Source organism: Streptomyces sp. NPDC057424 (assembly GCF_042803315.1).
Lineage (GTDB): Bacteria > Actinomycetota > Actinomycetes > Streptomycetales > Streptomycetaceae > Streptomyces.
Map to the genome: position 1 here is coordinate 18,904 of NZ_JBHVCP010000025.1, position 24,006 is coordinate 42,909.

Below are 24,006 nucleotides of genomic sequence, written 5' to 3' on the forward strand. Positions count from 1 at the left end.
TCGACGCCCGGAGCCCACCATGACGGTCACCCCTGCCATCGAGACCGACGTCCTGCGCCGCCAGGACCCCGAGCTCGCCGACATCCTGCTCGGGGAGCGGGAGCGGCAGTCGACCACGCTCCAGCTGATCGCCGCCGAGAACTTCACCTCCCCGGCCGTGCTGGCCGCCCTCGGCTCACCGCTCGCCAACAAGTACGCCGAGGGCTACCCGGGGGCGCGGCACCACGGCGGCTGCGAGGTCGTCGACGTAGCCGAACGTGTCGCCGTCGAGCGGGCCCGGGCGCTGTTCGGCGCCGACCACGCCAACGTCCAGGCCCACTCGGGCTCCTCGGCGGTGCTGGCCGCCTATGCCGCCCTGCTCCGCCCCGGCGACACCGTCCTCGCGCTCGGCCTGCCCTACGGCGGGCACCTCACGCACGGCTCGCCCGCCAACTTCTCCGGCCGCTGGTTCGACTTCGTCGGGTACGGCGTCGAGGCCGAGTCCGGGCTCATCGACCACGAGCAGGTGCGCACCCTGGCCCGCACCCGCCGGCCCAAGGCGGTCGTGTGCGGCTCGATCGCCTACCCACGGCACCTCGACTACGCGTTCTTCCGCGAGGTCGCCGACGAGGTGGGCGCGTACCTCATCGCGGACGCCGCGCACCCCCTCGGACTGGTCGCCGGGGGAGCGGCCCCGAACCCCGTGCCGTACGCGGACATCGTCTGCGGGACCACCCACAAGGTGCTGCGGGGCCCGCGCGGCGGCCTGATCCTGTGCCGCTCGGAGCTGGCCGAGCGGGTCGACCGGGCCGTGTTCCCCTTCACACAGGGCGGTGCGCAGATGCACACCATCGCCGCCAAGGCGGTCGCGTTCGGTGAGGCGGCAACACCGGCGTTCGCCGCGTACGCCCATCAGGTGGTGGCGAATGCGCGGGTTCTGGCGGCCCGGCTGGCCGCGGCGGGCCTGGTCGTCACCACCGGCGGCACGGACACCCATCTGATCACCGCCGACCCGGCGCCGCTCGGTGTCGACGGACGCACCGCCCGGGGCCGTCTCGCCGCGGCAGGCCTGGTCATGGACTGCTGTGCGCTGCCGCACGGCGACGCCCGGGGGCTGAGGCTCGGCACGGCCGCGATCACCACGCAGGGGATGGGGGAGGCGGAGATGGTCCGGATCGCCGAACTGCTCACCGGAGTGCTCCGGGGCGTGACGGAGACCTCAAGAGCCCGTGAAGATGTACGGGAGCTGGCCGGTGGATTTCCGCCGTATCCCGCCTGAGCCGGGGTAGACGCACCAGGGTGCACAGCCACTCGTGCAACCATCGTCGCTACCCGGAAGTCCCCACTGGTATGCGCGCATCGCTAGGGTGTGGGGCTGAGATGGCCAGCGAGACCTGTGGGGAAGCCCGTGCGTGAATACCTCCTGACGCTCTGCGTCACGGCCGCGGTGACGTATCTGCTGACAGGGCCGGTACGGAAGTTCGCGATCGTGGCCGGAGCGATGCCGGAGATCCGGGCACGCGACGTGCACCGCGAACCCACTCCGCGCCTCGGCGGTATCGCGATGTTCTTCGGTCTGTGCGCGGGCCTGCTGGTCGCCGACCACCTGACCAACCTCAACCAGGTCTTCGAGACGTCGAACGAACCCCGGGCCCTGCTGTCCGGGGCGGCCCTGATCTGGCTGATCGGTGTGCTGGACGACAAGTTCGAGATCGACGCCCTGATCAAGCTGGGCGGCCAGATGATCGCCGCGGGCGTGATGGTCGTGCAGGGTCTGACGATCCTGTGGCTGCCGATCCCGGGTGTCGGCTCGGTCGCGCTCACCCAGTGGCAGGGCACCCTGCTCACGGTCGCGCTGGTCGTCATCACCATCAACGCGGTCAACTTCGTCGACGGCCTGGACGGCCTCGCGGCCGGCATGGTCTGCATCGCGGCCATGGCGTTCTTCCTGTACGCCTACCGCATCTGGTACTCGTACGGCATCGAGGCCGCCGCCCCGGCCACCCTCTTCGCGGCGATCCTGATGGGCATGTGTCTGGGCTTCCTGCCGCACAACATGCACCCGGCGCGGATCTTCATGGGCGACTCGGGCTCGATGCTGATCGGCCTGGTCCTGGCCGCGGGCGCGATCTCCGTCACCGGGCAGGTGGACCCCGATGCGCTGAAGCTGTTCGCCGGTTCCGAGAAGGAGGCGGTGCACCAGACGGTGCCGGTCTACATCCCGCTGCTGCTGCCGCTGACGATCATCGCGGTGCCGGCCGCCGACCTGATCCTGGCGATCGTGCGCCGCACCTGGCGCGGCCAGTCCCCGTTCGCCGCCGACCGCGGCCACCTGCACCACCGGCTGCTGGAGATCGGCCACTCGCACAGCCGCGCGGTGCTCATCATGTACTTCTGGTCGGCGCTGATCGCCTTCGGTGCGCTCGCCTACTCGGTCAACTCGGCGTCCATGTGGATCGTGCTGGGTGTGGTGTTCCTGAGCGCGATCGGTCTCCTCCTGCTTCTGCTGCCGCGCTTCACGCCGCGCGCCCCGCGCTGGATGGAGCGCTTCGTGCCGCCGCGCTACCGGCGCCGCGGCTCGGTCGCGGCCCTCTCACCCGAGGCCTCGACGCCAGCGTCCGCGGCGGACCAGCCCGCCCCGGCCGAGGACCGCACGCCCGTGGTGTCCGGCGTCGCCGGTGTCAACGGGGCGACCGCCATCGGCCCCCGCTCGCGTCTGTCCGACCGGCGCAAGGCGGGGACCAGGTAAGAATCTGACTAGAGCATTACCAAGTCGTGGGGTCACGATGGGGGTGCGAAGCGCCCCAATACCAGACATCTCGGCAAGGTTCTCGCTCAGACGCGCATCTTCACTCTCATGTGTGACAGTGCGCACACCCTCAGGTAAAGACTGCATCAAATAGTTTGTGATACGGTTCACGAGAACCCCCCGGATAGAGCCGAAGGACCGTAGTGCGACGGTCCATTGGTGTGAGGTCTCCACTCAGCCCGGGACTACGCTCGTCCATGACGACACCCCTGCCCCCTGCGAAAGCGGAGTTGCCGCCATGCCGTCCAATGACGCCCGGAACCTCTTGCAGTGCGCTGTGCCCACAGCCGCTGCCGGTGTGGTCGTGGTCGCCGTCAGCGGCGTGGTGGCCGGAGGCAAGGGAGCCATCGGAGCGGCCGTCGGCACCGTACTGGCCATCCTCTTCATGGGTATCGGTCTGTACGTTCTCCAGTGGACGGCAAAAACGCTCCCGCAGTTGTTCCAGGCCATGGGGCTGATGCTCTATGTCGCCCAGCTACTGCTTCTGCTGATCTTCGTCGCCCTCTTCAAGGACACCTCTCTCTTCAACGCGAAGGCGTTCGCCCTCGGGCTCGTCATCGCCACCGTCGTGTGGATGGCCGCGCAGGCTCGTGCGCATATGAAGGCCAAGATCTTCTACATCGACCCGGACTCCGAGAAGAGCGAGAAGCCCGAGAAGACCGGGTCGTCGTCGTGACGAGTAGGGGCGCGATAAAGGGCAGTAGGAACTCCTGCTATCGTCCGGTGCCAACTGCGGCATCGCGGGCGCGGGCATCTGAGCTGACGCCTGCTCGAACGCGAGGCTCGATGCCCCTCAGCCGCCCTCACATCCGTAACACCAGTCCCGTGCCGAACCGCGGCTGCGCGCCGCGCCGACACAACGAGGTTGCCGTACCTATGCGTCACGCCGAAGGAGCCCGCGGTGAGTGCTGACCAGACCCAGCTCGCCTTTGACTGGAGCTGTCGGATCATGTCCGACGGGTGTGGTTTTCCGGCACCGGGCCTGCACTCGTTCCTCTTCAAGCCGATTGCCACGGTTGGAGGGTTCGAGTTCAACAAGGTGATGCTGCTGGCCCTCATCACCACCATCCTCGTCATCGGCTTCTTCTACGCGGCCTTCGGCAAGGCCAAGGTCGTGCCGGGCAAGCTGCAGATGGTCGGTGAAGCGGGGTACGACTTCGTCCGCCGCGGCATCGTCTACGAGACCCTCGGAAAGAAGGAGGGCGAGAAGTACGTCCCTCTGATGGTCTCGCTCTTCTTCTTCATCTGGATCATGAACATCTGGTCCGTGATCCCGCTCGCGCAGTTCCCGGTCTCGTCGATCATCGCGTTCCCCGCGGTGCTGGCCGCGATCGTCTACGTGACCTGGGTCTCGCTGACCTTCAAGCGGCACGGCTTCGTCGGGTTCTTCAAGAACGTCACCGGCTACGACAAGTCGCTCGGCCCGGTGCTGCCGCTCGTGATGGTCATCGAGTTCTTCTCGAACCTGCTCGTCCGGCCGTTCACGCACGCGGTGCGACTGTTCGCGAACATGTTCGCCGGCCACCTGATGCTGGTCATGTTCACCGTCGCCTCCTGGTACCTGCTGAACAGCTGGATGATCCCGGCGGCCGGCATCTCCTTCGTCATGACCATGGTCATGATCCTCTTCGAGCTCTTCGTGCAGGCTGTCCAGGCGTACGTCTTCGTGCTCCTCGCCTGCACGTACATCCAGGGCGCTCTGGCCGAGCACCACTGAGCCCCACCCGCCCCCGCAAATCCCAAGAACGTCCGGTGGCCAACCCCCGCCGGTCCGTGAAAGAGAAGGAAGAAACAGCATGGCTGCCACTGAGACCCTCGCCGCTGTCTCCGGTTCGCTCGGCTCCATCGGCTACGGCCTCTCCGCCATCGGCCCCGGCATCGGCGTCGGCATCATCTTCGGTAACGGCACCCAGGCCCTGGCCCGTCAGCCCGAGGCCGCCGGCCTGATCCGTGCCAACCAGATCCTCGGCTTCGCTTTCTGTGAGGCGCTCGCCCTCATCGGCATCGTTATGCCGTTCGTGTTCGGTAAGTAATCACCGCTTACTGACACGCATCGACGAAAGGCACTGATGTGATCGCCAACCTGGTGCAGCTGGCGGCCGAGGAAGAGCAGAACCCGCTCGTTCCTCCGGGCCCCGAGCTGCTCGTCGGCACCATCGCCTTCGCCATCGTGTTCTTCTTCTTCTGGAAGAAGCTGCTTCCGAACATCAACAAGGTTCTGGAGGAGCGCCGCGCGGCGATCGAAGGCGGTATCGAAGAGGCCGAGACCATGAAGGTCGAGGCCCAGAGCGTCCTTGAGCAGTACAAGGCACAGCTCGCCGAGGCCCGGCACGAGGCCGCGCGTCTGCGCCAGGAGGCGCAGGAGCAGGGTGCCGCGCTCATCGCCGAGATGCGGGCCGAGGGCCAGCGTCAGCGCGAGGAGATCGTCGCCGCCGGTCACGCCCAGATCGAGGCCGACCGCAAGGCCGCCTCGTCCGCGCTCCGTCAGGACGTCGGCAAGCTCGCCACCGACCTGGCCGGCAAGCTCGTCGGCGAGTCCCTCGAGGACCACGCCCGTCAGAGCCGCGTGATCGACCGGTTCCTCGACGACCTCGAGGAGAAGGCCGAGGCCGGACGATGAACGGAGCGAGCCGCGATGCCCTGGCAGCCGCACGAGAGCGTCTCGACGCGCTGACGGACTCCACGTCCGCCGACGCGGCGCGGCTCGCCGACGAGCTGGCCGCCGTCACCGCGCTGCTCGACCGCGAGGTGTCGCTGCGTCGGGTCCTGACCGACCCGGCGCAGGCCGGCGAGGCCAAGGCCGAGCTGGCCCAGCGCCTGCTCGGCACCCAGGTCAGCGGCCCCGCCGTCGACCTGGTGGCCGGCATGGTCCGCTCCCGCTGGTCGCAGTCGCGCGACCTGGTGGACGCGCTCGAGGTGCTGGCCGGCACGGCGGACCTCACCGCCGCGCAGCAGGCCGGCAAGCTCGACGACGTCGAGGACGAGCTGTTCCGGTTCGGCCGGATCGTCTCCGGCAGCACCGAGCTGCGTGCCGCGCTGACCGATCGCAAGGCCACCACCTCGGCCAAGGGCGAGCTGCTGCGCAGCCTGCTCGGCGGCCGGGCGCAGTCAACCACCGAGCGTCTGGTCACGCGCCTTGTGACCGCGCCGCGGGGACGTAGCCTGGAGTCGGGACTCGAGTCCCTGTCCAAGCTCGCCGCCGACCGCCGGGACCGCATGGTGGCCATCGTCACGTCGGCGGTACCGCTGAGCGACCCGCAGAAGCAGCGCCTGGGTGCCGCCCTCGCGAAGCTCTACGGCCGCCGGATGCACCTCAACCTGGACGTGGACCCCGAGGTCCTCGGCGGAATCCGGGTGCAGGTCGGCGACGAGGTCATCAACGGCTCCCTCGCGGACCGCATCGAGGACGCCAGCCGCCGGCTCGCCGGCTGAGCAGCAACTCAATAGGCACAACGTACTTACGACGGCCCTGGTTGGGCCGTGCAGAAGAATCCTGGGGGTCGCCCCCAGACCCCCAAAGTGAAACTTCGGGCCCAACAAGGAGAGCAGGGAACCCAGATGGCGGAGCTCACGATCCGGCCGGAGGAGATCCGGGACGCGCTGGAGAACTTCGTCCAGGCGTACAAGCCGGACGCGGCCTCGCGCGAGGAGGTCGGTACGGTCACCTTCGCCGGCGACGGTATCGCGAAGGTCGAGGGTCTGCCCTCGGTCATGGCCAACGAGCTGCTGAAGTTCGAGGACGGCAGCCTCGGTCTCGCCCTCAACCTCGAGGAGCGCGAGATCGGCTGCGTCGTCCTCGGTGAGTTCAGCGGTATCGAGGAGGGTCAGCCGGTGCAGCGTACCGGTGAGGTTCTCTCCGTCGCGGTGGGCGAGGGCTACCTCGGCCGCGTGGTGGACCCCCTCGGCAACCCGATCGACGGCCTCGGCGAGATCGAGACCGAAGACCGTCGCGCCCTGGAGCTGCAGGCCCCGGGCGTCATGGTCCGTAAGTCGGTGCACGAGCCGATGGAGACGGGCTACAAGGCCGTCGACGCGATGACCCCCGTCGGCCGTGGCCAGCGTCAGCTGATCATCGGTGACCGCCAGACCGGCAAGACCGCCCTGGCCGTCGACACCATCATCAACCAGCGCGACAACTGGCGTACCGGCGACCCGAACAAGCAGGTCCGCTGCATCTACGTCGCCATCGGCCAGAAGGGCTCCACCATCGCCGGCGTGCGCGGCGCTCTGGAGGAGGCCGGCGCGCTGGAGTACACGACCATCGTCGCCGCCCCGGCGTCCGACCCGGCCGGCTTCAAGTACCTGGCGCCGTACACCGGTTCGGCCATCGGCCAGCACTGGATGTACCAGGGCAAGCACGTCCTGATCATCTTCGACGACCTGTCGAAGCAGGCCGACGCCTACCGCGCCGTGTCGCTGCTGCTGCGCCGCCCGCCGGGCCGTGAGGCCTACCCGGGTGACGTCTTCTACCTGCACTCCCGTCTGCTGGAGCGCTGCGCGAAGCTCTCCGACGAGATGGGTGCCGGCTCGATGACCGGTCTGCCGATCGTCGAGACGAAGGCCAACGACGTCTCGGCGTTCATCCCGACCAACGTCATCTCCATCACCGACGGCCAGTGCTTCCTGGAGTCGGACCTGTTCAACGCCGGTCAGCGCCCCGCGCTGAACGTCGGTATCTCTGTCTCCCGAGTCGGTGGTTCCGCCCAGCACAAGGCGATGAAGCAGGTTTCCGGCCGTCTGCGCGTGGACCTCGCCCAGTTCCGTGAGCTGGAGGCGTTCGCCGCCTTCGGTTCCGACCTGGACGCCGCGTCCAAGGCGCAGCTGGAGCGCGGTCAGCGCATGGTCGAGCTGCTCAAGCAGCCGCAGTACCAGCCGATGGCCACCGAGGACCAGGTCGTCTCCGTCTGGGCCGGCACCACCGGCAAGATGGACGACGTCCCCGTCGCAGACATCCGCCGCTTCGAGAAGGAGCTGCTGGACTACCTGCACCGCAAGGAGCAGGGTCTGATGACCTCCATTCGCGAGGGCGGCAAGATGTCCGACGACACCCTTCAGGCCGTCGCCGAGGCCATCGCGGAGTTCAAGAAGCAGTTCGAGACCTCCGACGGCAAGCTGCTCGGCGAGGACAGCCCGGCTGCCGGCAAGTGACGACGGAAGGGACCTGACTCATGGGAGCCCAGCTCCGGGTCTACAAGCGTCGCATCCGATCCGTCACCGCGACCAAGAAGATCACCAAGGCGATGGAGATGATCGCCGCCTCGCGCGTCGTCAAGGCGCAGCGCAAGGTGGCGGCCTCCACCCCGTACGCGACCGAGCTCACCCGGGCGGTCACGGCGGTCGCCACCGGCTCTAACACCAAGCACCCGCTGACGACGGAGGCGGAGAACCCGACCCGTGCCGCGGTCCTGCTCCTCACGAGCGACCGCGGTCTGGCCGGCGCCTTCAACGCCAACGCCATCAAGGCCGCGGAGCGGCTCACGGCGAAGCTGGAGGCCGAGGGCAAGGAGGTCGTCAGCTACATCGTCGGCCGCCGCGGTGTCGCCCACTACAACTTCCGCGAGCGCAAGATCGCGGAGTCGTTCACGGGCTTCACCGACGACCCGTCGTACGCGGACGCCAAGAAGGTCGCGGCCCCGCTGATCGAGGCGATCGAGACGGAGACCGCCGAGGGCGGCGTGGACGAGCTCCACATCGTCTACACCGAGTTCGTGTCGATGATGACGCAGACGGCGATCGAGGCACGGCTGCTGCCGCTCAGCCTCGACGAGGTCGCGGCGGAGGCGGCGCCCAAGGGCGAGCTCCTCCCGCTGTTCGACTTCGAGCCCTCGGCGGAGGACGTCCTGGACGCCCTGCTGCCGCGCTACGTCGAGAGCCGCATCTACAACGCGCTGCTCCAGTCGGCCGCCTCCAAGCACGCCGCCACGCGGCGCGCGATGAAGTCGGCCACCGACAACGCCGGAGAGCTCATCGAGACGCTCACCCGGCTTGCCAACCAGGCCCGCCAGGCCGAAATCACCCAGGAAATCAGCGAGATCGTCGGTGGCGCGAGTGCCCTGGCCGACGCGACCGCGGGGAGTGACCGATAAATGACCACCACTGTTGAGACGGCCACGGCGACGGGCCGCGTCGCGCGGGTCATCGGCCCGGTCGTCGACGTGGAGTTCCCCGTCGACGCGATGCCGGAGATCTACAACGCCCTTCACGTCGAGGTCGCCGACCCGGCGCTGGCGGGCGAGAAGAAGACGCTGACCCTCGAGGTCGCCCAGCACCTGGGCGACGGCCTGGTCCGCGCCATCTCGATGCAGCCCACCGACGGCCTGGTCCGCCAGGCCCCGGTGGTCGACACCGGCGCGGGCATCACCGTCCCGGTCGGCGACTTCACCAAGGGCAAGGTGTTCAACACCCTCGGTGAGGTGCTGAACAGCGACGAGGTCCACGAGGGCGAGCGCTGGTCCATCCACCGCAAGGCCCCCGCGTTCGACCAGCTCGAGTCGAAGACCGAGATGTTCGAGACGGGCCTGAAGGTCGTCGACCTGCTCACCCCGTACGTCAAGGGCGGCAAGATCGGTCTGTTCGGTGGTGCCGGTGTCGGCAAGACCGTGCTGATCCAGGAAATGATCATGCGTGTCGCCAACCTCCACGAGGGCGTCTCCGTCTTCGCGGGCGTCGGCGAGCGCACCCGTGAGGGCAACGACCTCATCGCGGAGATGGAAGAGTCCGGCGTTCTGGACAAGACCGCCCTGGTCTTCGGCCAGATGGACGAGCCCCCGGGCACCCGTCTGCGCGTGGCGCTGGCCGGCCTGACGATGGCGGAGTACTTCCGTGACGTCCAGAAGCAGGACGTGCTGTTCTTCATCGACAACATCTTCCGCTTCACCCAGGCCGGTTCCGAGGTGTCGACCCTGCTCGGCCGTATGCCCTCCGCGGTGGGCTACCAGCCGAACCTGGCCGACGAGATGGGCACCCTCCAGGAGCGCATCACCTCGACCCGTGGTCACTCGATCACCTCGATGCAGGCGATCTACGTCCCCGCGGACGACCTGACCGACCCGGCCCCGGCCACCACCTTCGCCCACCTCGACGCGACGACGGTGCTCTCCCGTCCGATCTCCGAGAAGGGCATCTACCCGGCCGTGGACCCGCTGGACTCGACGTCCCGCATCCTCGACCCGCGGTACATCTCGGCGGAGCACTACAACGCCGCGATGCGCGTGAAGAACATCCTGCAGAAGTACAAGGACCTGCAGGACATCATCGCGATCCTCGGTATCGACGAGCTCGGCGAGGAGGACAAGCTCGTCGTCCACCGTGCCCGTCGCGTGGAGCGCTTCCTGTCCCAGAACACCCACGCCGCCAAGCAGTTCACCGGTGTGGACGGTTCGGACGTGCCGCTGGACGAGTCGATCGCCGCGTTCAACGCGATCTGCGACGGCGAGTACGACCACTTCCCGGAGCAGGCGTTCTTCATGTGCGGTGGTCTCGAGGACCTGAAGAAGAACGCGAAGGAGCTGGGCGTCTCCTGACCCGGGCAGTGCTCGAGTCATGAGGGGGCGGGGTTCGTCCCGCCCCCTCATTCACGCCTACTAGACTTGTAACCAACACCCGGCACTCCCGCCGGGTGGTGACCCGAGGAGCCACCCTTGGCTGCTGAGCTGCACGTCGCGCTGGTCGCGGCCGACCGTGAGGTCTGGTCCGGCCAGGCCACCCTGGTCGTCGCGCGCACCACGTCCGGCGACATCGGCGTCATGCCCGGTCACCAGCCGCTGCTCGGTGTGCTGGAGTCGGGCCCGGTGACCATCCGTACGAGTGAAGGCGGGACGGTCGTCGCCGCGGTTCACGGCGGATTCATCTCGTTCGCGGACGACAAGCTCTCGCTGCTGGCCGAAGTCGCCGAGCTGTCGGACGAGATCGATGTCCAGCGCGCGGAGCAGGAGCTCGAGCGCGCGAAGGCGGAGGACGACGCGGAGGCCCGGCGCCGCGCGGACGCCCGTCTGCGGGCTGCCACGGCGGCGCGCTGACCCCGTCCGCCGTGTGATGACGTCACTCAGCCGCGGCTGGGTACCGGAGAGATCCGGACCCAGCCGCGGCTGAGGCGGATGTGGGTGATTTTTACGTTCCGTTACCTAGGAGACGAGGAGGTCGGTGTCGATGGTCCTCGCTCTGACTGTGTGCGGAATCGTGGTGGCCCTCGTGGTGGTGGGCCTGTTCGTCTTCGGCCTGCGCCGCCGGCTGATCCAGCGCTCGGGCGGCACCTTCGACGCCAGCCTGCGCTGGGACGCCCCGGCCGAGGGCGACACGAACGGCAAGGGCTGGGCGTACGGGGTGGCCCGGTACAACGGTGACCGGGTCGAGTGGTACCGCGTCTTCTCGTACTCGCCGCGGCCGCGCCGTGTCCTGGAGCGTTCCGCGATCGAGGTGGCCGGCCGCCGCGTCCCGGAGGGCGAGGAGGAGCTGGCGCTGCTCTCCGAGCATGTGATCCTGGCGTGTCTGCACCGGGGCACGCGTCTCGAACTCGCGATGAGCGAAGACGCGCTGACCGGTTTCCTCGCGTGGCTGGAGGCAGCCCCGCCCGGACAGCGAGTGAATGTGGCGTAGCCACACTCACTCGCTGGGTGGGGGTCCCCCCGGACGAAGTCTGGGGGGAGCGTCAATGTCGCCTGAGCCTTATGGCCCTTCGAACCTCTCTCTGATCCGGCCTACTTCAGGCCGCTGTCGATCGCGGTCACCAGCTCCCCGTTCCCGGTGTCGCCGCTGAACTCCCAGAAGAACGCTCCGCCGAGCCCCTGGGACTTCGCCCACGCCATCTTCGAGCCGATGGTGGCCGGAGTGTCGTACGACCACCAGTTGCTGCCGCAGTGCGCGTACGCCGTGCCGGCGATGGTGCCGGTGGCCGGGCAGGCGCTCTTCAGGACCTTGTAGTCCTCGATGCCCGCCTCGTACGTCCCCGGAGCCGCGCCGGTCGCCGATCCGCCCGGGGTGGACTGGGTGACGCCGGTCCAGCCGCGGCCGTAGAAGCCGATGCCGAGCAGGAGCTTGGCGGACGGGACGCCCTTCGCCGTGAGCTTGGCGATGGCGTCGGCCGAGTTGAAGCCCGCCTGCGGAATCCCCGGGTAGGACGTGAGCGGGGAGTGCGGGGCGGTCGGGCCGTCCTTGTCGAAGGCGCCGAAGTAGTCGTACGTCATCACGTTGTACCAGTCGAGGTACTCGGCGGCACCGCCGTAGTCGGCCGCGTCGATCTTGCCGCCGGAGGAGCCGTCGGCGGTGATGGCCGCGGTGACCAGGTAGTCCGGGCCGAACTCGGCACGCAGTGCCCGAGAGAGGTTCCTGAAGGCCGCCGGGCCGGAGGTGTCGCAGGTCAGGCCGCAGGCGTTGGGGTACTCCCAGTCGATGTCGATGCCGTCGAAGACGTCGGCCCAGCGCGGGTCCTCCACGACGGCCTTGCAGGACTTGGCGAACGCGGCGGGGTTGGCCGCGGCCTGGCCGAAGCCGCCGGAGTAGGTCCAGCCGCCGAAGGAGTACAGCACCTTGATGTGCGGGTACTCGGCCTTCAGCTGGCGCAGCTGGTTGAAGTTGCCGCGCAGCGGCTGGTCCCAGGTGTCGGCGGTGCCGCTGACGGACTGGCCGGCGGTGTAGGCCTTGTCGTAGGCGGCGTAGGTGTCGTCGACGGTGCACTGACCGTTCTTGACGTTGCCGAACGCGTAGTTGATGTGGGTGATCTTCGACGCCGAGCCCGAGGTCACCAGGTTCTTGACGTGGTAGTTGCGGCCGTAGACGCCCCACTCGGTGAAGTAGCCGAGCTTGATCTTGTCGCCGGTGGGCGGCTCGGAGGTGCCACCGGTGGTGCGGACGCGGACGGCGCCGCTGACCGGACCGGTCTGGTCGGCGGTGTCACGGGCCTGGACCGAGTAGGAGTAGTCCGTGCCGGCGGTCAGGCCGGTGCTGGTGTACGACGTGCCCGTCACGGTGGCCACCTTGGAGCCGTCGCGCAGGACGTCGTAGTTCCTGACGCCCTTGTCGTCGGTGGCGGCGGACCAGGACAGCTTCACCGAGGTGTCGGTGATCTCCGAGGCGGTGGGGGTGCCGGGGGCGCTCGGCGCGCTGTCGCCGGGCTCCGTGGTGCCGCCGTCGCAGCTGCCGCCGTTGAGTCTGCAGTTCGCGGGGGAGCCGGTGCCGGTGCCGTTGAAGCCGAAGGAGACGGAGGCGCCGGGGGCGAGGGTGCCGTTCCAGGACTTGTTCTTCGCGGTCCAGTGGGTGCCCGAAGAGGTGACGTCGGCGTCCCAGGAGGAGGTGACGGACGTGCCGGAGGGGAAGTCCCACTCGACGGTCCAGGAGCTGAGGGCGGTGGTGCCGGTGTTCTTCACCGTCCACTTGCCCTCGAAGCCGGAGCCCCAGTCCTGGGTCTTGGCGTAGGTGGCGGTGGCGGACGTGGCGGACGTGGCGGCCTGGGCCGGGCCGGCCAGGCCGACGAGGCCGGCCAGCGGGAGCAGCAGGGTCGCGAAGCCTGCCACGGCTCTGTGTCTGAAGCGCATGCTGCGCCTCCTTGATGGAGTTGTGGGGGGCGTGACTGAGCCTCACGCCACTCTCATGGTGCGGTGAGAATAGAAAGGTCTGGACCACCGGTCAATAGGTCTGGACCACCACTCACCGGACTCGGCTCAGATCCCCAACTCCTGAGCCAGCACGGCGGCTTGCACCCGGCTCCGCAGCCCCAGCTTCCCCAGCAGCCTGCTCACGTGGGTCTTCACGGTCGCCTCGGCCATGTCGAGCCGCTCGGCGACACCCGCGTTGGACAGCCCCTCGCCGAGGCAGGCCAGCACCTCGCGTTCTCTCCGGGTCAGCTGGTCGAGCACCGCCGGATCCGCCGCGGGCTCCCGGGCGGGCTTCGCGGCGAACTCCGCGATCAGCCGCCGTGTGACCGCCGGGGCGATCAGCCCCTCCCCGCGCGCGACCGTCCGTACGGCCTCCAGCAGCTCCGTCGCCTCGGCGTTCTTGAGCAGGAACCCGGACGCACCCGCGCGCAGCGCCCCGAAGACGTACGCGTCGAGGTCGAACGTGGTCAGCACCAGCACGTCGGCCAGCCGCTCCGCGACAACCTGCCGGGTCGCCGACACACCGTCGAGGCGCGGCATCTGCACGTCCATCAGCACCAGGTCCGGCCGCAGCTCACGGGCCAGCGCCACCGCCTGCTCGCCGTCCGCCGCCTCGCCGACCACCTCGATGCCGGGGGCGCTGCGCAGAATGAGGACGAGTCCTGCGCGGACGGCCGACTGGTCCTCGGCGACCAGGACGCGGATCATGCGGTGTCTCCTTCGACGGTGTCGTGCACGGGGAGGGCGGCGCGTACGGCCCAGATCCTGCCGTCGGCCGAGTCCTCGGGGCCGGCCTCGAACGTGCCGTCCAGCAGGGCAGTGCGCTCGCGCATGCCGATGAGCCCGGCGCCGGAGCCGGGGGCGCCCGGCTGGTCCCGGTCACCGTGGGGGCTGGTCACCGAGACGGTCAGCGCACCGTTCTGCCGGGCGAGGGCGACGGTGACCCGGCCGGGCCCGGCGTGCTTCAGGGCGTTGGTGAGGGACTCCTGCACGATGCGGTAGGCGGCGAGTTCGACGGGCGCGGGGACCGTGCCGTGGGCCGCGTCGAGGGTGATGTCGAGGCCGTTGGCGCGGGCGCTCTCGACCAGTGCGCCGAGTCCGTCGAGGGTGGGCGCGGCGACAGGCTCGACGTCACCGCTGGAGTCCCGGAGGATCCCGATCAGCCGCCGCATCTCCGCCAGCCCCTCGACGCTGTTCTCACGGATGACGGCCAGGGCGTCCTGGGAGGTCTTCGGGTCCGCCAGGGAGAGCGCGGCGGTGGAGTGGATGGCGATCGCGGACAGGTGGTTGGCGACCATGTCGTGCAGTTCGCGGGCCATCCGGGCGCGTTCGGCGGTGACGGCCTGGGTGCGGTCCATCTCGGCGAGCAGCGCGGTCTGCTCGGCGCGCAGCCGGGCTGCCTCCGCGGCCTCGCGGTGGTTGCGGACGATCAGGCCGGTGGAGGCGGGCCCGAACGTCACGAGGCCGGTGACCACGCCGATCAGCAGCGCCTCCGGCTCGCGCCACAGCGCGAACGGCACCACGGCCCCCGCCAGCGAGAGCAGCCCGGTGATCCGCGGGATGCGGTGGGCCGAGGCGGGCGGGCCGTACAGGACGGCCGCGTACATGAGGTCCGTGTACATCAGGACCGTCACCAGGTTGCCCTGGGTGACGGTGTCCAGGACGATCGCGGCCGTGCCGGTCAGCAGGGCCGCGCGCGGTGCGGTGCGGCGCAGCGGCTCGCAGCCGGCCATGACGAGCAGCGGCAGCAGGACCGGCCAGCGGCCCGGCAGGAGTACGTACGCCTCGGTGTGCGGACGGGTGGCCAGACCGACGCCCCAGAGCAGCAACCCGCCGAGCAGGCCGCCGAGCGCGACGTAGACGTCGAAACGGCGTGGGCGGGGGAGTCGTGCGGCCATGCCACCATCCAACACGGCCCTCGCGCCCCGCGCGTGGACCCCGCGAAGGGTCCCTCGCTGCATCTTTCGATGTACCGCGGGTTCGTCAGTCGCGACGACGACTCCGGCCGCTGCGCACGGGAGCCTGAAGAGGTGACCGAGAGGAGCGAACCGTGATCGTCGCCTTGATCGCCGCCTGTGAGATCGGCTTCTGGGTACTGCTGGCGGCCGGGCTGGCCTTCCGCTACCTGCTGCGCATGCCGCGTACGGGGCTGGCGCTGCTGCTGTGCGAGCCGCTGCTGGAGGTCGTCCTGCTGGTCGCGACCGCGCTGGACCTGAAGAACGGCGCGGACCCGAACTGGACGCACGGGCTGGCCGCGCTGTACATCGGCTACACCGTCGGCCACGGCCACCGCACGGTGAAGTGGCTCGACGGCCACGCGGCCCACCGGTTCGGCGGTGCGCCGCCGCCGGTCGGACCACCCCGCTACGGCTTGGCCCGGGCGCGCCACGAGGGCAAGGTGTGGCTGGGCACGCTGACCGGTGCCGTCGTCGCGACCGTGCTGCTCCAGCTCGCCATCTGGTACGTCGACGACCCGAGCCGCGTCACCTCCCTGGAGAGCTGGCGCTCCGTGGCCTGGCGTGCGGCCGGCATCCACGGACTGATCGCGCTCAGCTACCGGGTCTGGCCGCGGAAGGCTCCGGCGGGGGAGCCAGGGGCGGTCACCCCTTCGAAGGAGAGGATCCGCCCATGACCGCTTGTTCGTCGGCGGGGTCCTCTCCGCCGACGGCCTCCGTCACGCCGCGCGGGGCAGAACCTAGCGTTCGCCGCCCGGCACCCACAGCACGTCTCCGACCTCCTTGTTGGCCGTCCTCGCGAGGATGAACAGGAGGTCGGAGAGGCGGTTGAGGTAGGTGGCCGTCAGCGGGTTCATGACCTCGCCGTGCACCTCCAGTGCCGCCCAGGTCGAGCGCTCCGCCCGGCGGACCACCGTGCAGGCCTGGTGGAGCAGGGCCGCGCCGGGGGTACCGCCGGGGAGGATGAAGGAGCGGAGCTTCTCCAGCTGTTCGTTGAAGCGGTCGCAGTCCGCCTCCAGCTTGTCGATGTAGAACTGCTCGACCCGCAGCGGCGGGAACTCGGGGTTCTCCACCACCGGCGTCGACAGGTCCGCACCCACGTCGAACAGGTCGTTCTGGACGCGGGTGAGGACCGTGACGATCTCCTCGTCCAGGCCGCCCAGCGCGATGGCCGTGCCGATCGCCGCGTTCGCCTCGTTGGCGTCCGCGTACGCGGAGATCCGCAGGTCGGTCTTGGCGACCCGGCTCATGTCGCCGAGGGCGGTGGTGCCCTGGTCGCCGGTCCTGGTGTAGATGCGCGTCAGATTGACCATGCGGCCAGCGTAGTTACGCTCCGGCGGTTCGGAACACGCGTGTGCCCACTGTCACGGCCAGCGCGGTGAAGCCGACCGCCACAACGACGCCGTAGAGCATGTGCTCCGTGACGTACGAGCCGACGTACGCGTCCCGGACCGCGTCCACCAGATAGCGGAACGGTACGAAGTGGGACAGCACGTCCAGCCACTTCGGCCCCAGTGTCATCGGCAGCATCAGGCCGGACAGGAGCATCATGGGCATCGTCATGGCGTTGACCGCCGGACCGAACTCCTGAGGGGTGCGGACCTTCATCGCCAGCGCGTACGACAACGCGGCCAGCGACACCGTCAGCAGCGCGACGAACGCGAAGCCGATGAGAACGCCCGCGAGCGGGGCCCGGAGTCCCATCGCCAGTGCCGCCAGCACCAGCAGCACCGCCTGGAAGACGAACACGGTCGCGTCCCGCAGGACCCGCCCCAGCAGCAGGGCGAGCCGGCTGACGGGCGTCACCCGCATCCGCTCCACCACTCCCTGGCCCTTCTCGATGATGATCGAGAAACCCGCGAAGGACGCTCCGAACAGACCGAGTTGAAGCAGCAGCCCGGGGACCAGCACCTGCCAGGAGCTGCCCTGCCCGCCCAGCGGGAGATCCGTCAGCAGAGGGCCGAAGAACAGCAGGTACAGCAGCGGCGTCAGCACGCCGAAGAGCAGCGCGAAGCGGGAGCGCAGGGACTGGCGGAGGTAGCGCCCGTAGACGAGCGCGGTGTCGTGCAACAGCATCGTGAGTCCTCTGGCGTCTATACGGCGACGGGGGTCTGGTCGGCGGGGGCGGCGCCGCGGCCGGTGATGGCGAGGAAGGTGTCCTGGAGCGAGGCGTCGAGCGAGCCGCCGTACTCGAGCTTCAGCGCACTCGGGGTGCCCTCCGCGACGACCACGCCCTGGTCGGCGATCACCAGCCGGTCGGAGAGGGCGTCGGCCTCGTCGAGGTAGTGGGTGGTCAGGAAGACGGTCGTGCCGTGCTCGTCGCGCAGCCGGCGCACCAGGTCCCACAGGTCGGCCCGGCTGCCGGGGTCGAGACCGGTCGTCGGCTCGTCGAGGAACAGCACCTTCGGGCGGTGGGTGAGCGCCATCGCGATATCCAGGCGGCGCCGTTGCCCGCCGGAGAGCGTGGCACACCTGCGGTCGAGCAGTTCGGTGAGGTCCAGGTCGCGGGCCAGTTCCCCGGCGCGCCCGACGGCCTCGGTCTTCGTCAGCCGGTACAGCCGCCCCTGGGTGACCAGTTCCTCCCGCACGGTGATCTGCTCGTCGACCCCGCCGGACTGCGCCACGTATCCGCAGGCCCGTCGCACCCCGGCGGGGTCGGTCGCCAGGTCGTGGCCCGCGACGGTGGCGGCGCCGCCGGTCGGTTCCAGCAGGGTCGTCAGCATCCGCAGGGTCGTCGTCTTGCCGGCTCCGTTCGGGCCGAGGAAGCCGAGGATCTCGCCCTCGCGGACGGTCAGGTCGACACCGCGCACGGCCTCCACGGGGCCGTTCCTGGTCTGGAAGGTACGGGCCAGTCCGGCCGCACTGATGATTGCCATGCCCACAGAAAAACAGAGTCTCTTAAAGTTTGCAATGACTCCAAATTTTCATCGATCCCAGGGAAGTTAGGATTCGGACATGGCTGAGGGGCTCAGGGAGCGGAAGAAGCGTGAGACCAGGCAGCGCATCTCGGACATCGCCACCGGACTGTTCCTGGAGCGCGGGTTCGTGACGGTGACGATCGCGGACGTGGCGGAAGCGGCCGACGTCTCGGTGAACACCGTCTACAACTACTTCCCGGCCAAGGAGGACCTCTTCTTCGACCGGTCCCAGGGTGTCGTCGACCGGCTCTCCCGCTGGGTGCGCGGCCGGGACGCGGGGGAGTCGGCCGCCCGGGCGGTGCTGCGCGAACTGCGCGCCGAGATCGAGGCCGTCTCGCCTCGGATGGGTCTGATCGAGGGTTATGACCGTTTCATGCGCTGCATCGACGAGGCCCCGCCGCTGCGCTCCCGGCTGTGGCGCATGCAGCAGGAGGTCCAGGACAACCTGGAGACGACGCTCCGCGAGGAGTTGAGCGCCGAGGCCGGTGACCCGCTGCCGAGGCTGATCGCCGGTCAGATCTGCTGGGTCCACGGCACCGTCTTCGTCGCGATCGGCCGCGAGATGACCAAGGGGCGCAAACCGGACGAAGTGTCACGGGAAATGCTCGTCCTCCTCGACGGCATCGAGGAGCTGTTGAGTGAGAAGGTGCTCAACTACGCCGTACGAGGCGGCGCGTGACGCGTGTCTCACGTCGTGAGACGTGAAACGCGTTACTAAGCGCTCACACGCACTCTCACGAGCGCTAGTCTCCGCCCGAGAGGCAGACATAAGCAGCGCGTCAGGGGAGTCGCACAGTGGCACGGAAGCTCGCCGTCATCGGAGCCGGCCTCATGGGATCCGGCATCGCCCAGGTCTCCGCACAGGCGGGCTGGGAGGTGGTCCTGCGGGATGTCACCGACGAGGCGCTGACGCGGGGCACCGACGGCATCAAGGCGTCGTACGACAAGTTCGTCGCCAAGGGCAAGCTGGAAGCGCACGACGCCGACGCCGCCCTGGCCCGCATCACCGCGACCACCGACCTGGACGCCGCGGCCGACGCGGACGTGGTCGTCGAGGCCGTCTTCGAGAAGCTCGAGGTCAAGCACGAGATCTTCCGCGCGCTCGACAAGATCGTGAAGGACGAGGCGATCCTCGCCTCCAACACCTCCGCCATCCCGATCACCAAGATCGCGGCGGCCACGGAGCGCCCGGAGCGGGTCGTCGGCACGCACTTCTTCTCGCCGGTGCCGATGATGCAGCTGTGCGAACTCGTCCGCGGCTACAAGACCAGCGACGAAACCCTCGCCACGGCCCGGGAGTTCGCCGAGTCGGTCGGCAAGACCTGCATCGTCGTCAACCGCGACGTCGCCGGCTTCGTGACGACCCGTCTCATCTGCGCCCTGGTCGTCGAGGCCGCGAAGCTGCAGGAGTCCGGTGTGGCCAGCGCCGAGGACATCGACCTGGCCTGCAAACTGGGCTTCGGCCACGCCATGGGCCCGCTGGCGACGGCGGACCTGACGGGCGTCGACATCCTGCTGCACGCCACGAACAACATCTACACCGAGTCCCAGGACGAGAAGTTCGCGGCTCCCGAGGCGATGCGCCGGATGGTTGACGCCGGTGACATCGGCCGCAAGAGCGGGCAGGGCTTCTACAAGCACTGAAACCGCACATGCCCCGGGACCCATCACACCCCAGGGTGAATTCGGTATCGGTTCGCTTACAGGAAGCAACCTCTGACTCCTCCACACAGTCAGAGGTTGCATCACCCACATCAGAACGCGGAGCACGATTCGCACGCACGGGGAGCGCATATGCACATCAGGGGCGACCACGCCGAGCTGGTCGTCGGGGGCCGCCTCGACGTCCGGAGCGCGGCGGACGCCCGTACGGTCCTGCACTCGGCCGTCGACGACGGAGTCGGAGACCTGGTGCTCGACCTGTCCGAACTGGACTCCTGGGACGCCACCGGACTCGGCGTGATCATGGGGGCCCACCGGCGGGCCGGCCGCTGCGGCCGCCGCCTGGTGCTGCGCGGAGTACCGCCGCAGATGCAGCGCCTGCTGGTGGCCACCCGCCTGCACCGGATCCTGGCGATCGAGGGCGGTATCGGAGTGGAGACCCTTCCCCGCGTGTGACGCCTCGTACAGGTGTGAGCCGGGCGACCGGGGAGACCCGGACGCACGTCGTCGAATCGTGCGGCGCGCACAATCCTCACGAGACCGTGACGTTACGGACGGCGCGGTACCCCGGACTGTCGTAGATACTGTGCGAAGGTTTAGGGTTCGGCTGCCCGCTGCCTTGAAACCCTTCGAGCGGGACCGGACCAGAAGCGACAGCGCGGTGTGCAGCAAGGCCGGGAGGGGCTTTTCCAGGCACACACACGCTTTTGGGGGGCTTGACCTATGGATCCTGACAACCAGGGACCCGAGGAGTACGGCCACGAAGGTGACGGCCCTGCGCCGCGCCAGCGCCCTCCCAGGGACTCCCTCACGCCGGACTTCGCACAGCACGCGCCGGCGCTCGCCCGCACGGTGCAGCTCGTCTCCGGCGACTTCCTGCTGACCGTCAACCCCGTGGACGGCAGTGAGATAGAGGCCTGCCCGCCCGCCGAACGGCCCGCCCGGCCCGTGAAGCTCACCGCGGCCGAGCGCGCAGAGGCCGAGCGCGCCGCCCGCCCGCCCGTCCCGCCAGGCCCCGCACAGCCCGCGCTGCCGCTGCTGGCCCGCCAGGACGAACGCGAGCGCCTGGTGCGCCTGCTGGCCCGTGGCCGCTCCACCCGCCTCACCGGTGCGGCCGGCTCCGGCCGCACCCGCCTCCTCGACCTCGTCGCCGAGGACTGCTCCGACCTCGCCCCCGACGGCGTCGTCCGCCTCAACGGCTACGGGCGCACCTCCGGTGACCTGCTGTACGACCTGTTCCACGCCGTGTACAACGCCCCGCTGCACCGCCCGGACCGGGACGAACTGCTCACCTACGTCCGTGAGATCGGTGCGGTCGTCGTCCTCGACGACCTGGAGTTCGGCGGCGCCGCGCTCGACGAGCTGCTGGAGGCCACCCCCGAGTGCGCCTTCCTGCTCGGCGCCACCCCGGACGTGCCGGCTCCCTCCGCCGACGCCGGCGTCGAGGAGGTCCTCCTCGGCGGACTGGAGCGGGCGGCCGGGCTCGACCTGCTGGAACACGCCGTCGGCCGGACCCTCACCGAGGACGAGTCCAACTGGGCGGGCGACCTCTGGTTCGAGTCCGAGGGCCTGCCGCTGCGCTTCGTCCAGGCAGGCGCCCTGCTGCGGCAGCGCGACCGGCTGCGCGCCGGAACCAGTGCCGTCGACGAGTTCGGCGTCTTCGAGGACGCGCCCCCGGCCGACACCGCCGAGGCCTGCGACCTCGCTGACGACGTGCCGCTGCCCGCGCTGGGCGAGGCCGCCGCGCCCGCGCCGCTGCTCGCCTCCCGGCTGAGCGCCTCCGCCCGCGCCACCCTGCGGTTCGCCATCGCCCTGGGCGGCGAGGTCCCGCACCAGGCGCATCTGCCCGCCCTGGTCGGCGACACCCACGCGGACGCCGCGCTCGGCGAACTGGCCGCCTGCGGCCTGGTCTCCCCGGCCGGCTCCCGCTACCGCCTCGCGGCCGGCGTGCCGGCCCAGCTGGAGGCCGCCGGGTACGCCGACGAGGCCGAGGCCGGTGCCCGCAGCGCCGCCCAGCACTACTCCTGGTGGGCCGGACACCCCTCGGTCACCCCGGAGCGGGTGTGCGCCGAGGCCGACGCGGTTCTCGCCGCCCTGGCCGTCCTCGGACCGGCCACCCGGCCGCCCGCCGAAGGCGAGGAGAGCGCGGCCGTGCACCTGGCCCGCACCGCCGCGCCCGCGTTCGCCGCCGGACTGCACTGGAGCGCCTGGGAGCGGGCCCTGCGGGCCGGTGCCGAGGCCGCCCGGCTCGCCGGGGACGTCGGCGAGGAGGCCTACTTCCACCACGAGCTCGGCGTCCTCGCCCTGTGCGGCGGGCAGCTCGACCGGGCCCGCGCCGAACTGGAGGCCTCCATCGGCCTGCGCGGCGCCCTCGCCGACAAGCGCGGCACCGTGGCCGGGCGCCGTGCCCTCGCCCTGGTCGCCGACCGCGCGGGCACGCCGATCGGGCTCGGACCGACCGCGGCGGAGGAGGTGCCCGACGCCCGTGGAGAGGAGTCGGCGTCCCCGCCCGGTGGCGTTCCGGCGGCCTTCCCGACGCTCCAGCAGCCGCCCTCCCCGGCCCTGGTCACCCACCGCAGCTCGCCCACGCCCACGCCCTCGCGTAAGGCGCGCGGCGGTCTCAAGGGCCTGGCCCGGCGCAATCTCGTGGGCGCCGGTGCCGGTGCGCTGCTCGTCGCCGTCCTCGGCACGGTGGTGACGCTCGGCGCCACCTCCGACAACGACCAGAACCCGCCGTCCGACCAGGTCGGCGTCAACCCCTCCGCCAGCCAGGGCGTCAACGACGGAAGTCTGGGCGCCGACCGGCCGGCGAACGACGGCGGAGCCCCCGGTGAGGCGCCCGCCCGCCCGACGGACCCGGGCCCGGACGGCACACCCGGCACGTCGGACGACCCGACGCCGACGGACACCCCGAGCGGTTCGCGGGACCCGAGTGGTTCCGCGTCGCCGTCGAAGTCGCCGTCGTCCTCGGAGCCGCCGTCCACGTCCAAGCCGCCTGTGACGTCCAAGCCCCCCGCGACGTCGAGGCCGCCGACGTCCAGGCCGCCGACCTCCGAGCCGCCGACCTCGGAACCGCCCACCTCCGAGCCGCCCACCTCGGAGCCGCCGACGACCAGCCCGTCCATGTCCGACTCGGCCAGCGGCCCGGCGCCGAGCGCTCCCACGAGCACCTCGGCGAGCGCGCCGCAGAGCACCACGGGCTCGCCGAGCAGCCCGGAGACGGTGATCTGACACCCGTACACCCGTACACACGTCAGGGCCGGGTCCGCGGAACGGACCCGGCCCTGTTCGTCGTCGTACGGGCGGTCAGAACAGCCGCAGCTTGTCGTCCTCGATGCCCCGCAGCGCGTCGTAGTCGAGGACCTGGCAGCCGATGCCGCGGTCGGTCGCGAGGACGCGGGCCTGGGGCTTGATCTCCTGGGCCGCGAAGACGCCGCGCACCGGGGCGAGATGGGGATCGCGGTTCAGCAGCTCCAGATAGCGCGTGAGCTGCTCCACGCCGTCGATCTCACCGCGCCGCTTGATCTCCACGGCGACGGTCTTGCCGTCGGCGTCCCGGCACAGGATGTCGACCGGTCCGATGGCCGTCGGGTACTCGCGGCGGATCAGCGTGTAGCCCTCGCCGAGTGTCTCGATGCGGTCGGCGAGCAGTTCCTGGAGGTGCGCTTCCACGCCGTCCTTGATCAGGCCGGGATCGACGCCCAGTTCGTGCGAGGAGTCGTGGAGGACTTCCTCCATCGTGATGATGAGCTTTTCGCCCGCCTTGTTGACGACGGTCCAGACGCCCTCTTCCTCACCGGTGCCCTCCTTCAGCGTGCAGGGCGGCGACATCCAGTTCAGGGGCTTGTAGGCCCGGTCGTCGGCGTGGATCGAGACGCTGCCGTCCGCCTTCACCAGGATCAGGCGCGGGGCCGAGGGAAGGTGGGCGGTGAGCCGCCCGGCGTAGTCCACGGAGCAGCGGGCAATGACGAGACGCATGGTCGGCAACGCTACTCGACGGGCACCTGTCGACGCGATTCGCCCTGGAAAACGCATGTTCAGTAATGGCCGATTGTGTGCATGGTGTGCTCAGCGGGAGTGTCTCATCTGCGCAT

The 24,006-nt window shown here is 69.9% G+C and carries 24 protein-coding genes; 17 read left to right on the plus strand and 7 right to left on the minus strand.

Annotation, left to right across the window (positions count from 1 at the left end):
- Positions 1 to 19: 19 nt before the first annotated feature.
- The 12 genes from glyA (at position 20) to ACFU3E_RS20800 (ending at position 11,383) form a co-directional block, all read left to right on the plus strand.
- Positions 20 to 1,258 (plus strand): serine hydroxymethyltransferase, encoded by a 1,239-nt coding sequence (glyA, locus tag ACFU3E_RS20745; RefSeq protein WP_384160010.1) that lies wholly within the window; start codon positions 20 to 22, stop codon positions 1,256 to 1,258.
- 129 nt (positions 1,259 to 1,387) lie between these two features.
- Positions 1,388 to 2,728 carry an MraY family glycosyltransferase gene (locus ACFU3E_RS20750; protein WP_384160013.1) on the plus strand — a complete coding sequence of 447 codons (1,341 nt, stop codon included), beginning with the start codon at positions 1,388 to 1,390 and terminating at the stop codon, positions 2,726 to 2,728.
- Between the two features lie 298 nt (positions 2,729 to 3,026).
- Positions 3,027 to 3,464, plus strand: coding sequence for a hypothetical protein (locus ACFU3E_RS20755; protein WP_384160016.1), 438 nt, complete (start codon positions 3,027 to 3,029; stop codon positions 3,462 to 3,464).
- Between the two features lie 273 nt (positions 3,465 to 3,737).
- The gene (gene atpB / locus ACFU3E_RS20760) at positions 3,738 to 4,505 is read left to right on the plus strand and encodes a F0F1 ATP synthase subunit A (RefSeq protein ID WP_384160220.1); all 768 of its coding nucleotides are present in this window, start codon (positions 3,738 to 3,740) and stop codon (positions 4,503 to 4,505) included.
- A 79-nt stretch (positions 4,506 to 4,584) separates the two neighbouring features.
- Positions 4,585 to 4,821 carry an ATP synthase subunit C gene (locus ACFU3E_RS20765; protein ID WP_031104199.1) on the plus strand — a complete coding sequence of 79 codons (237 nt, stop codon included), beginning with the start codon at positions 4,585 to 4,587 and terminating at the stop codon, positions 4,819 to 4,821.
- Positions 4,822 to 4,859: 38 nt separating this feature from the next.
- Positions 4,860 to 5,408: a F0F1 ATP synthase subunit B gene (locus tag ACFU3E_RS20770; protein WP_086852629.1), complete on the plus strand. Its 549-nt coding sequence runs from the start codon at positions 4,860 to 4,862 to the stop codon at positions 5,406 to 5,408.
- Positions 5,405 to 6,220: a F0F1 ATP synthase subunit delta gene (locus tag ACFU3E_RS20775; RefSeq protein ID WP_384160020.1), complete on the plus strand. Its 816-nt coding sequence runs from the start codon at positions 5,405 to 5,407 to the stop codon at positions 6,218 to 6,220. Before ACFU3E_RS20770 ends, ACFU3E_RS20775 begins: the two co-directional genes overlap by 4 nt.
- Before the next feature lie 126 nt (positions 6,221 to 6,346).
- Positions 6,347 to 7,936 carry a F0F1 ATP synthase subunit alpha gene (gene atpA / locus ACFU3E_RS20780; RefSeq protein WP_384160022.1) on the plus strand — a complete coding sequence of 530 codons (1,590 nt, stop codon included), beginning with the start codon at positions 6,347 to 6,349 and terminating at the stop codon, positions 7,934 to 7,936.
- Positions 7,937 to 7,956: 20 nt separating this feature from the next.
- Positions 7,957 to 8,874, plus strand: coding sequence for a F0F1 ATP synthase subunit gamma (locus ACFU3E_RS20785; protein WP_384160025.1), 918 nt, complete (start codon positions 7,957 to 7,959; stop codon positions 8,872 to 8,874).
- Entirely contained in the window at positions 8,875 to 10,311 is a 1,437-nt protein-coding gene (gene atpD / locus ACFU3E_RS20790) for a F0F1 ATP synthase subunit beta (protein ID WP_384160028.1), read from the plus strand. It begins immediately after the preceding gene.
- A gap of 117 nt (positions 10,312 to 10,428) precedes the next feature.
- A complete protein-coding gene (locus ACFU3E_RS20795) occupies positions 10,429 to 10,806 on the plus strand; it encodes a F0F1 ATP synthase subunit epsilon (protein WP_384160031.1) in 378 nt (125 codons plus the stop codon).
- A gap of 130 nt (positions 10,807 to 10,936) precedes the next feature.
- Complete coding sequence (locus ACFU3E_RS20800; RefSeq protein WP_384160034.1) at positions 10,937 to 11,383, plus strand: DUF2550 domain-containing protein; 447 nt, start codon at positions 10,937 to 10,939, stop codon at positions 11,381 to 11,383.
- Positions 11,384 to 11,484: 101 nt separating this feature from the next.
- Here the strand turns inward: ACFU3E_RS20800 and ACFU3E_RS20805 are convergent, their stop codons facing one another.
- From ACFU3E_RS20805 to ACFU3E_RS20815, 3 genes are all read right to left on the minus strand, one after another.
- Complete coding sequence (locus ACFU3E_RS20805) at positions 11,485 to 13,317, minus strand: glycosyl hydrolase family 18 protein (RefSeq protein ID WP_384160037.1); 1,833 nt, start codon at positions 13,315 to 13,317, stop codon at positions 11,485 to 11,487.
- A 126-nt stretch (positions 13,318 to 13,443) separates the two neighbouring features.
- On the minus strand, positions 13,444 to 14,085 hold the full coding sequence (locus ACFU3E_RS20810) for a response regulator (RefSeq protein ID WP_384160040.1): 642 nt from the start codon (positions 14,083 to 14,085) through the stop codon (positions 13,444 to 13,446).
- On the minus strand, positions 14,082 to 15,275 hold the full coding sequence (locus ACFU3E_RS20815) for a sensor histidine kinase (protein ID WP_384160043.1): 1,194 nt from the start codon (positions 15,273 to 15,275) through the stop codon (positions 14,082 to 14,084). Before ACFU3E_RS20815 ends, ACFU3E_RS20810 begins: the two co-directional genes overlap by 4 nt.
- A 152-nt stretch (positions 15,276 to 15,427) precedes the next feature.
- On the opposite strand from ACFU3E_RS20815, the gene ACFU3E_RS20820 reads away from it, so the two are divergent.
- Positions 15,428 to 16,009, plus strand: coding sequence for a hypothetical protein (locus ACFU3E_RS20820; RefSeq protein ID WP_384160046.1), 582 nt, complete (start codon positions 15,428 to 15,430; stop codon positions 16,007 to 16,009).
- A 63-nt stretch (positions 16,010 to 16,072) separates the two neighbouring features.
- Here the strand turns inward: ACFU3E_RS20820 and ACFU3E_RS20825 are convergent, their stop codons facing one another.
- The 3 genes from ACFU3E_RS20825 to ACFU3E_RS20835 are packed head-to-tail and all read right to left on the minus strand — an operon-like array spanning position 16,073 to position 18,208.
- Complete coding sequence (locus ACFU3E_RS20825) at positions 16,073 to 16,645, minus strand: cob(I)yrinic acid a,c-diamide adenosyltransferase (protein WP_384160049.1); 573 nt, start codon at positions 16,643 to 16,645, stop codon at positions 16,073 to 16,075.
- Positions 16,646 to 16,658: 13 nt separating this feature from the next.
- Positions 16,659 to 17,408 (minus strand): ABC transporter permease, encoded by a 750-nt coding sequence (locus tag ACFU3E_RS20830; RefSeq protein WP_384160053.1) that lies wholly within the window; start codon positions 17,406 to 17,408, stop codon positions 16,659 to 16,661.
- 17 nt (positions 17,409 to 17,425) lie between these two features.
- Positions 17,426 to 18,208, minus strand: a complete 783-nt coding sequence (locus ACFU3E_RS20835; protein WP_384160056.1) for an ABC transporter ATP-binding protein — start codon at positions 18,206 to 18,208, stop codon at positions 17,426 to 17,428.
- A 79-nt stretch (positions 18,209 to 18,287) separates the two neighbouring features.
- On the opposite strand from ACFU3E_RS20835, the gene ACFU3E_RS20840 reads away from it, so the two are divergent.
- From ACFU3E_RS20840 to ACFU3E_RS20855, 4 genes are all read left to right on the plus strand, one after another.
- The gene (locus ACFU3E_RS20840) at positions 18,288 to 18,929 is read left to right on the plus strand and encodes a TetR/AcrR family transcriptional regulator (RefSeq protein ID WP_384160059.1); all 642 of its coding nucleotides are present in this window, start codon (positions 18,288 to 18,290) and stop codon (positions 18,927 to 18,929) included.
- A 116-nt stretch (positions 18,930 to 19,045) separates the two neighbouring features.
- The gene (locus ACFU3E_RS20845; protein WP_283972419.1) at positions 19,046 to 19,894 is read left to right on the plus strand and encodes a 3-hydroxyacyl-CoA dehydrogenase family protein; all 849 of its coding nucleotides are present in this window, start codon (positions 19,046 to 19,048) and stop codon (positions 19,892 to 19,894) included.
- A gap of 150 nt (positions 19,895 to 20,044) precedes the next feature.
- Positions 20,045 to 20,368 carry an STAS domain-containing protein gene (locus ACFU3E_RS20850; RefSeq protein WP_003993003.1) on the plus strand — a complete coding sequence of 108 codons (324 nt, stop codon included), beginning with the start codon at positions 20,045 to 20,047 and terminating at the stop codon, positions 20,366 to 20,368.
- 267 nt (positions 20,369 to 20,635) lie between these two features.
- On the plus strand, positions 20,636 to 23,143 hold the full coding sequence (locus ACFU3E_RS20855) for an ATP-binding protein (RefSeq protein ID WP_384160063.1): 2,508 nt from the start codon (positions 20,636 to 20,638) through the stop codon (positions 23,141 to 23,143).
- 75 nt (positions 23,144 to 23,218) lie between these two features.
- Here ACFU3E_RS20855 and nucS read toward each other — a convergent pair whose 3' ends face one another.
- Positions 23,219 to 23,890, minus strand: a complete 672-nt coding sequence (gene nucS / locus ACFU3E_RS20860) for an endonuclease NucS (RefSeq protein WP_033312972.1) — start codon at positions 23,888 to 23,890, stop codon at positions 23,219 to 23,221.
- Positions 23,891 to 24,006 lie beyond the last annotated feature (116 nt).

What these genes read in the sequence shown, in the direction of transcription:
- ACFU3E_RS20825 (WP_384160049.1), bottom strand. Translation starts at nt 16,645, where the DNA reads ATGGTCAATCTGACGCGCATCTACACCAGGACCGGCGACCAGGGCACC.
- ACFU3E_RS20765 (WP_031104199.1), top strand. Translation starts at nt 4,585, where the DNA reads ATGGCTGCCACTGAGACCCTCGCCGCTGTCTCCGGTTCGCTCGGCTCC.
- glyA (WP_384160010.1), top strand. Translation starts at nt 20, where the DNA reads ATGACGGTCACCCCTGCCATCGAGACCGACGTCCTGCGCCGCCAGGAC.
- ACFU3E_RS20850 (WP_003993003.1), top strand. Translation starts at nt 20,045, where the DNA reads ATGCACATCAGGGGCGACCACGCCGAGCTGGTCGTCGGGGGCCGCCTC.
- ACFU3E_RS20830 (WP_384160053.1), bottom strand. Translation starts at nt 17,408, where the DNA reads ATGCTGTTGCACGACACCGCGCTCGTCTACGGGCGCTACCTCCGCCAG.
- ACFU3E_RS20815 (WP_384160043.1), bottom strand. Translation starts at nt 15,275, where the DNA reads ATGGCCGCACGACTCCCCCGCCCACGCCGTTTCGACGTCTACGTCGCG.
- nucS (WP_033312972.1), bottom strand. Translation starts at nt 23,890, where the DNA reads ATGCGTCTCGTCATTGCCCGCTGCTCCGTGGACTACGCCGGGCGGCTC.
- atpB (WP_384160220.1), top strand. Translation starts at nt 3,738, where the DNA reads ATGTCCGACGGGTGTGGTTTTCCGGCACCGGGCCTGCACTCGTTCCTC.
- ACFU3E_RS20755 (WP_384160016.1), top strand. Translation starts at nt 3,027, where the DNA reads ATGCCGTCCAATGACGCCCGGAACCTCTTGCAGTGCGCTGTGCCCACA.
- ACFU3E_RS20840 (WP_384160059.1), top strand. Translation starts at nt 18,288, where the DNA reads ATGGCTGAGGGGCTCAGGGAGCGGAAGAAGCGTGAGACCAGGCAGCGC.
- ACFU3E_RS20775 (WP_384160020.1), top strand. Translation starts at nt 5,405, where the DNA reads ATGAACGGAGCGAGCCGCGATGCCCTGGCAGCCGCACGAGAGCGTCTC.
- ACFU3E_RS20805 (WP_384160037.1), bottom strand. Translation starts at nt 13,317, where the DNA reads ATGCGCTTCAGACACAGAGCCGTGGCAGGCTTCGCGACCCTGCTGCTC.
- ACFU3E_RS20800 (WP_384160034.1), top strand. Translation starts at nt 10,937, where the DNA reads ATGGTCCTCGCTCTGACTGTGTGCGGAATCGTGGTGGCCCTCGTGGTG.
- ACFU3E_RS20785 (WP_384160025.1), top strand. Translation starts at nt 7,957, where the DNA reads ATGGGAGCCCAGCTCCGGGTCTACAAGCGTCGCATCCGATCCGTCACC.
- atpA (WP_384160022.1), top strand. Translation starts at nt 6,347, where the DNA reads ATGGCGGAGCTCACGATCCGGCCGGAGGAGATCCGGGACGCGCTGGAG.
- ACFU3E_RS20855 (WP_384160063.1), top strand. Translation starts at nt 20,636, where the DNA reads ATGGATCCTGACAACCAGGGACCCGAGGAGTACGGCCACGAAGGTGAC.
- ACFU3E_RS20810 (WP_384160040.1), bottom strand. Translation starts at nt 14,085, where the DNA reads ATGATCCGCGTCCTGGTCGCCGAGGACCAGTCGGCCGTCCGCGCAGGA.
- atpD (WP_384160028.1), top strand. Translation starts at nt 8,875, where the DNA reads ATGACCACCACTGTTGAGACGGCCACGGCGACGGGCCGCGTCGCGCGG.
- ACFU3E_RS20835 (WP_384160056.1), bottom strand. Translation starts at nt 18,208, where the DNA reads ATGGCAATCATCAGTGCGGCCGGACTGGCCCGTACCTTCCAGACCAGG.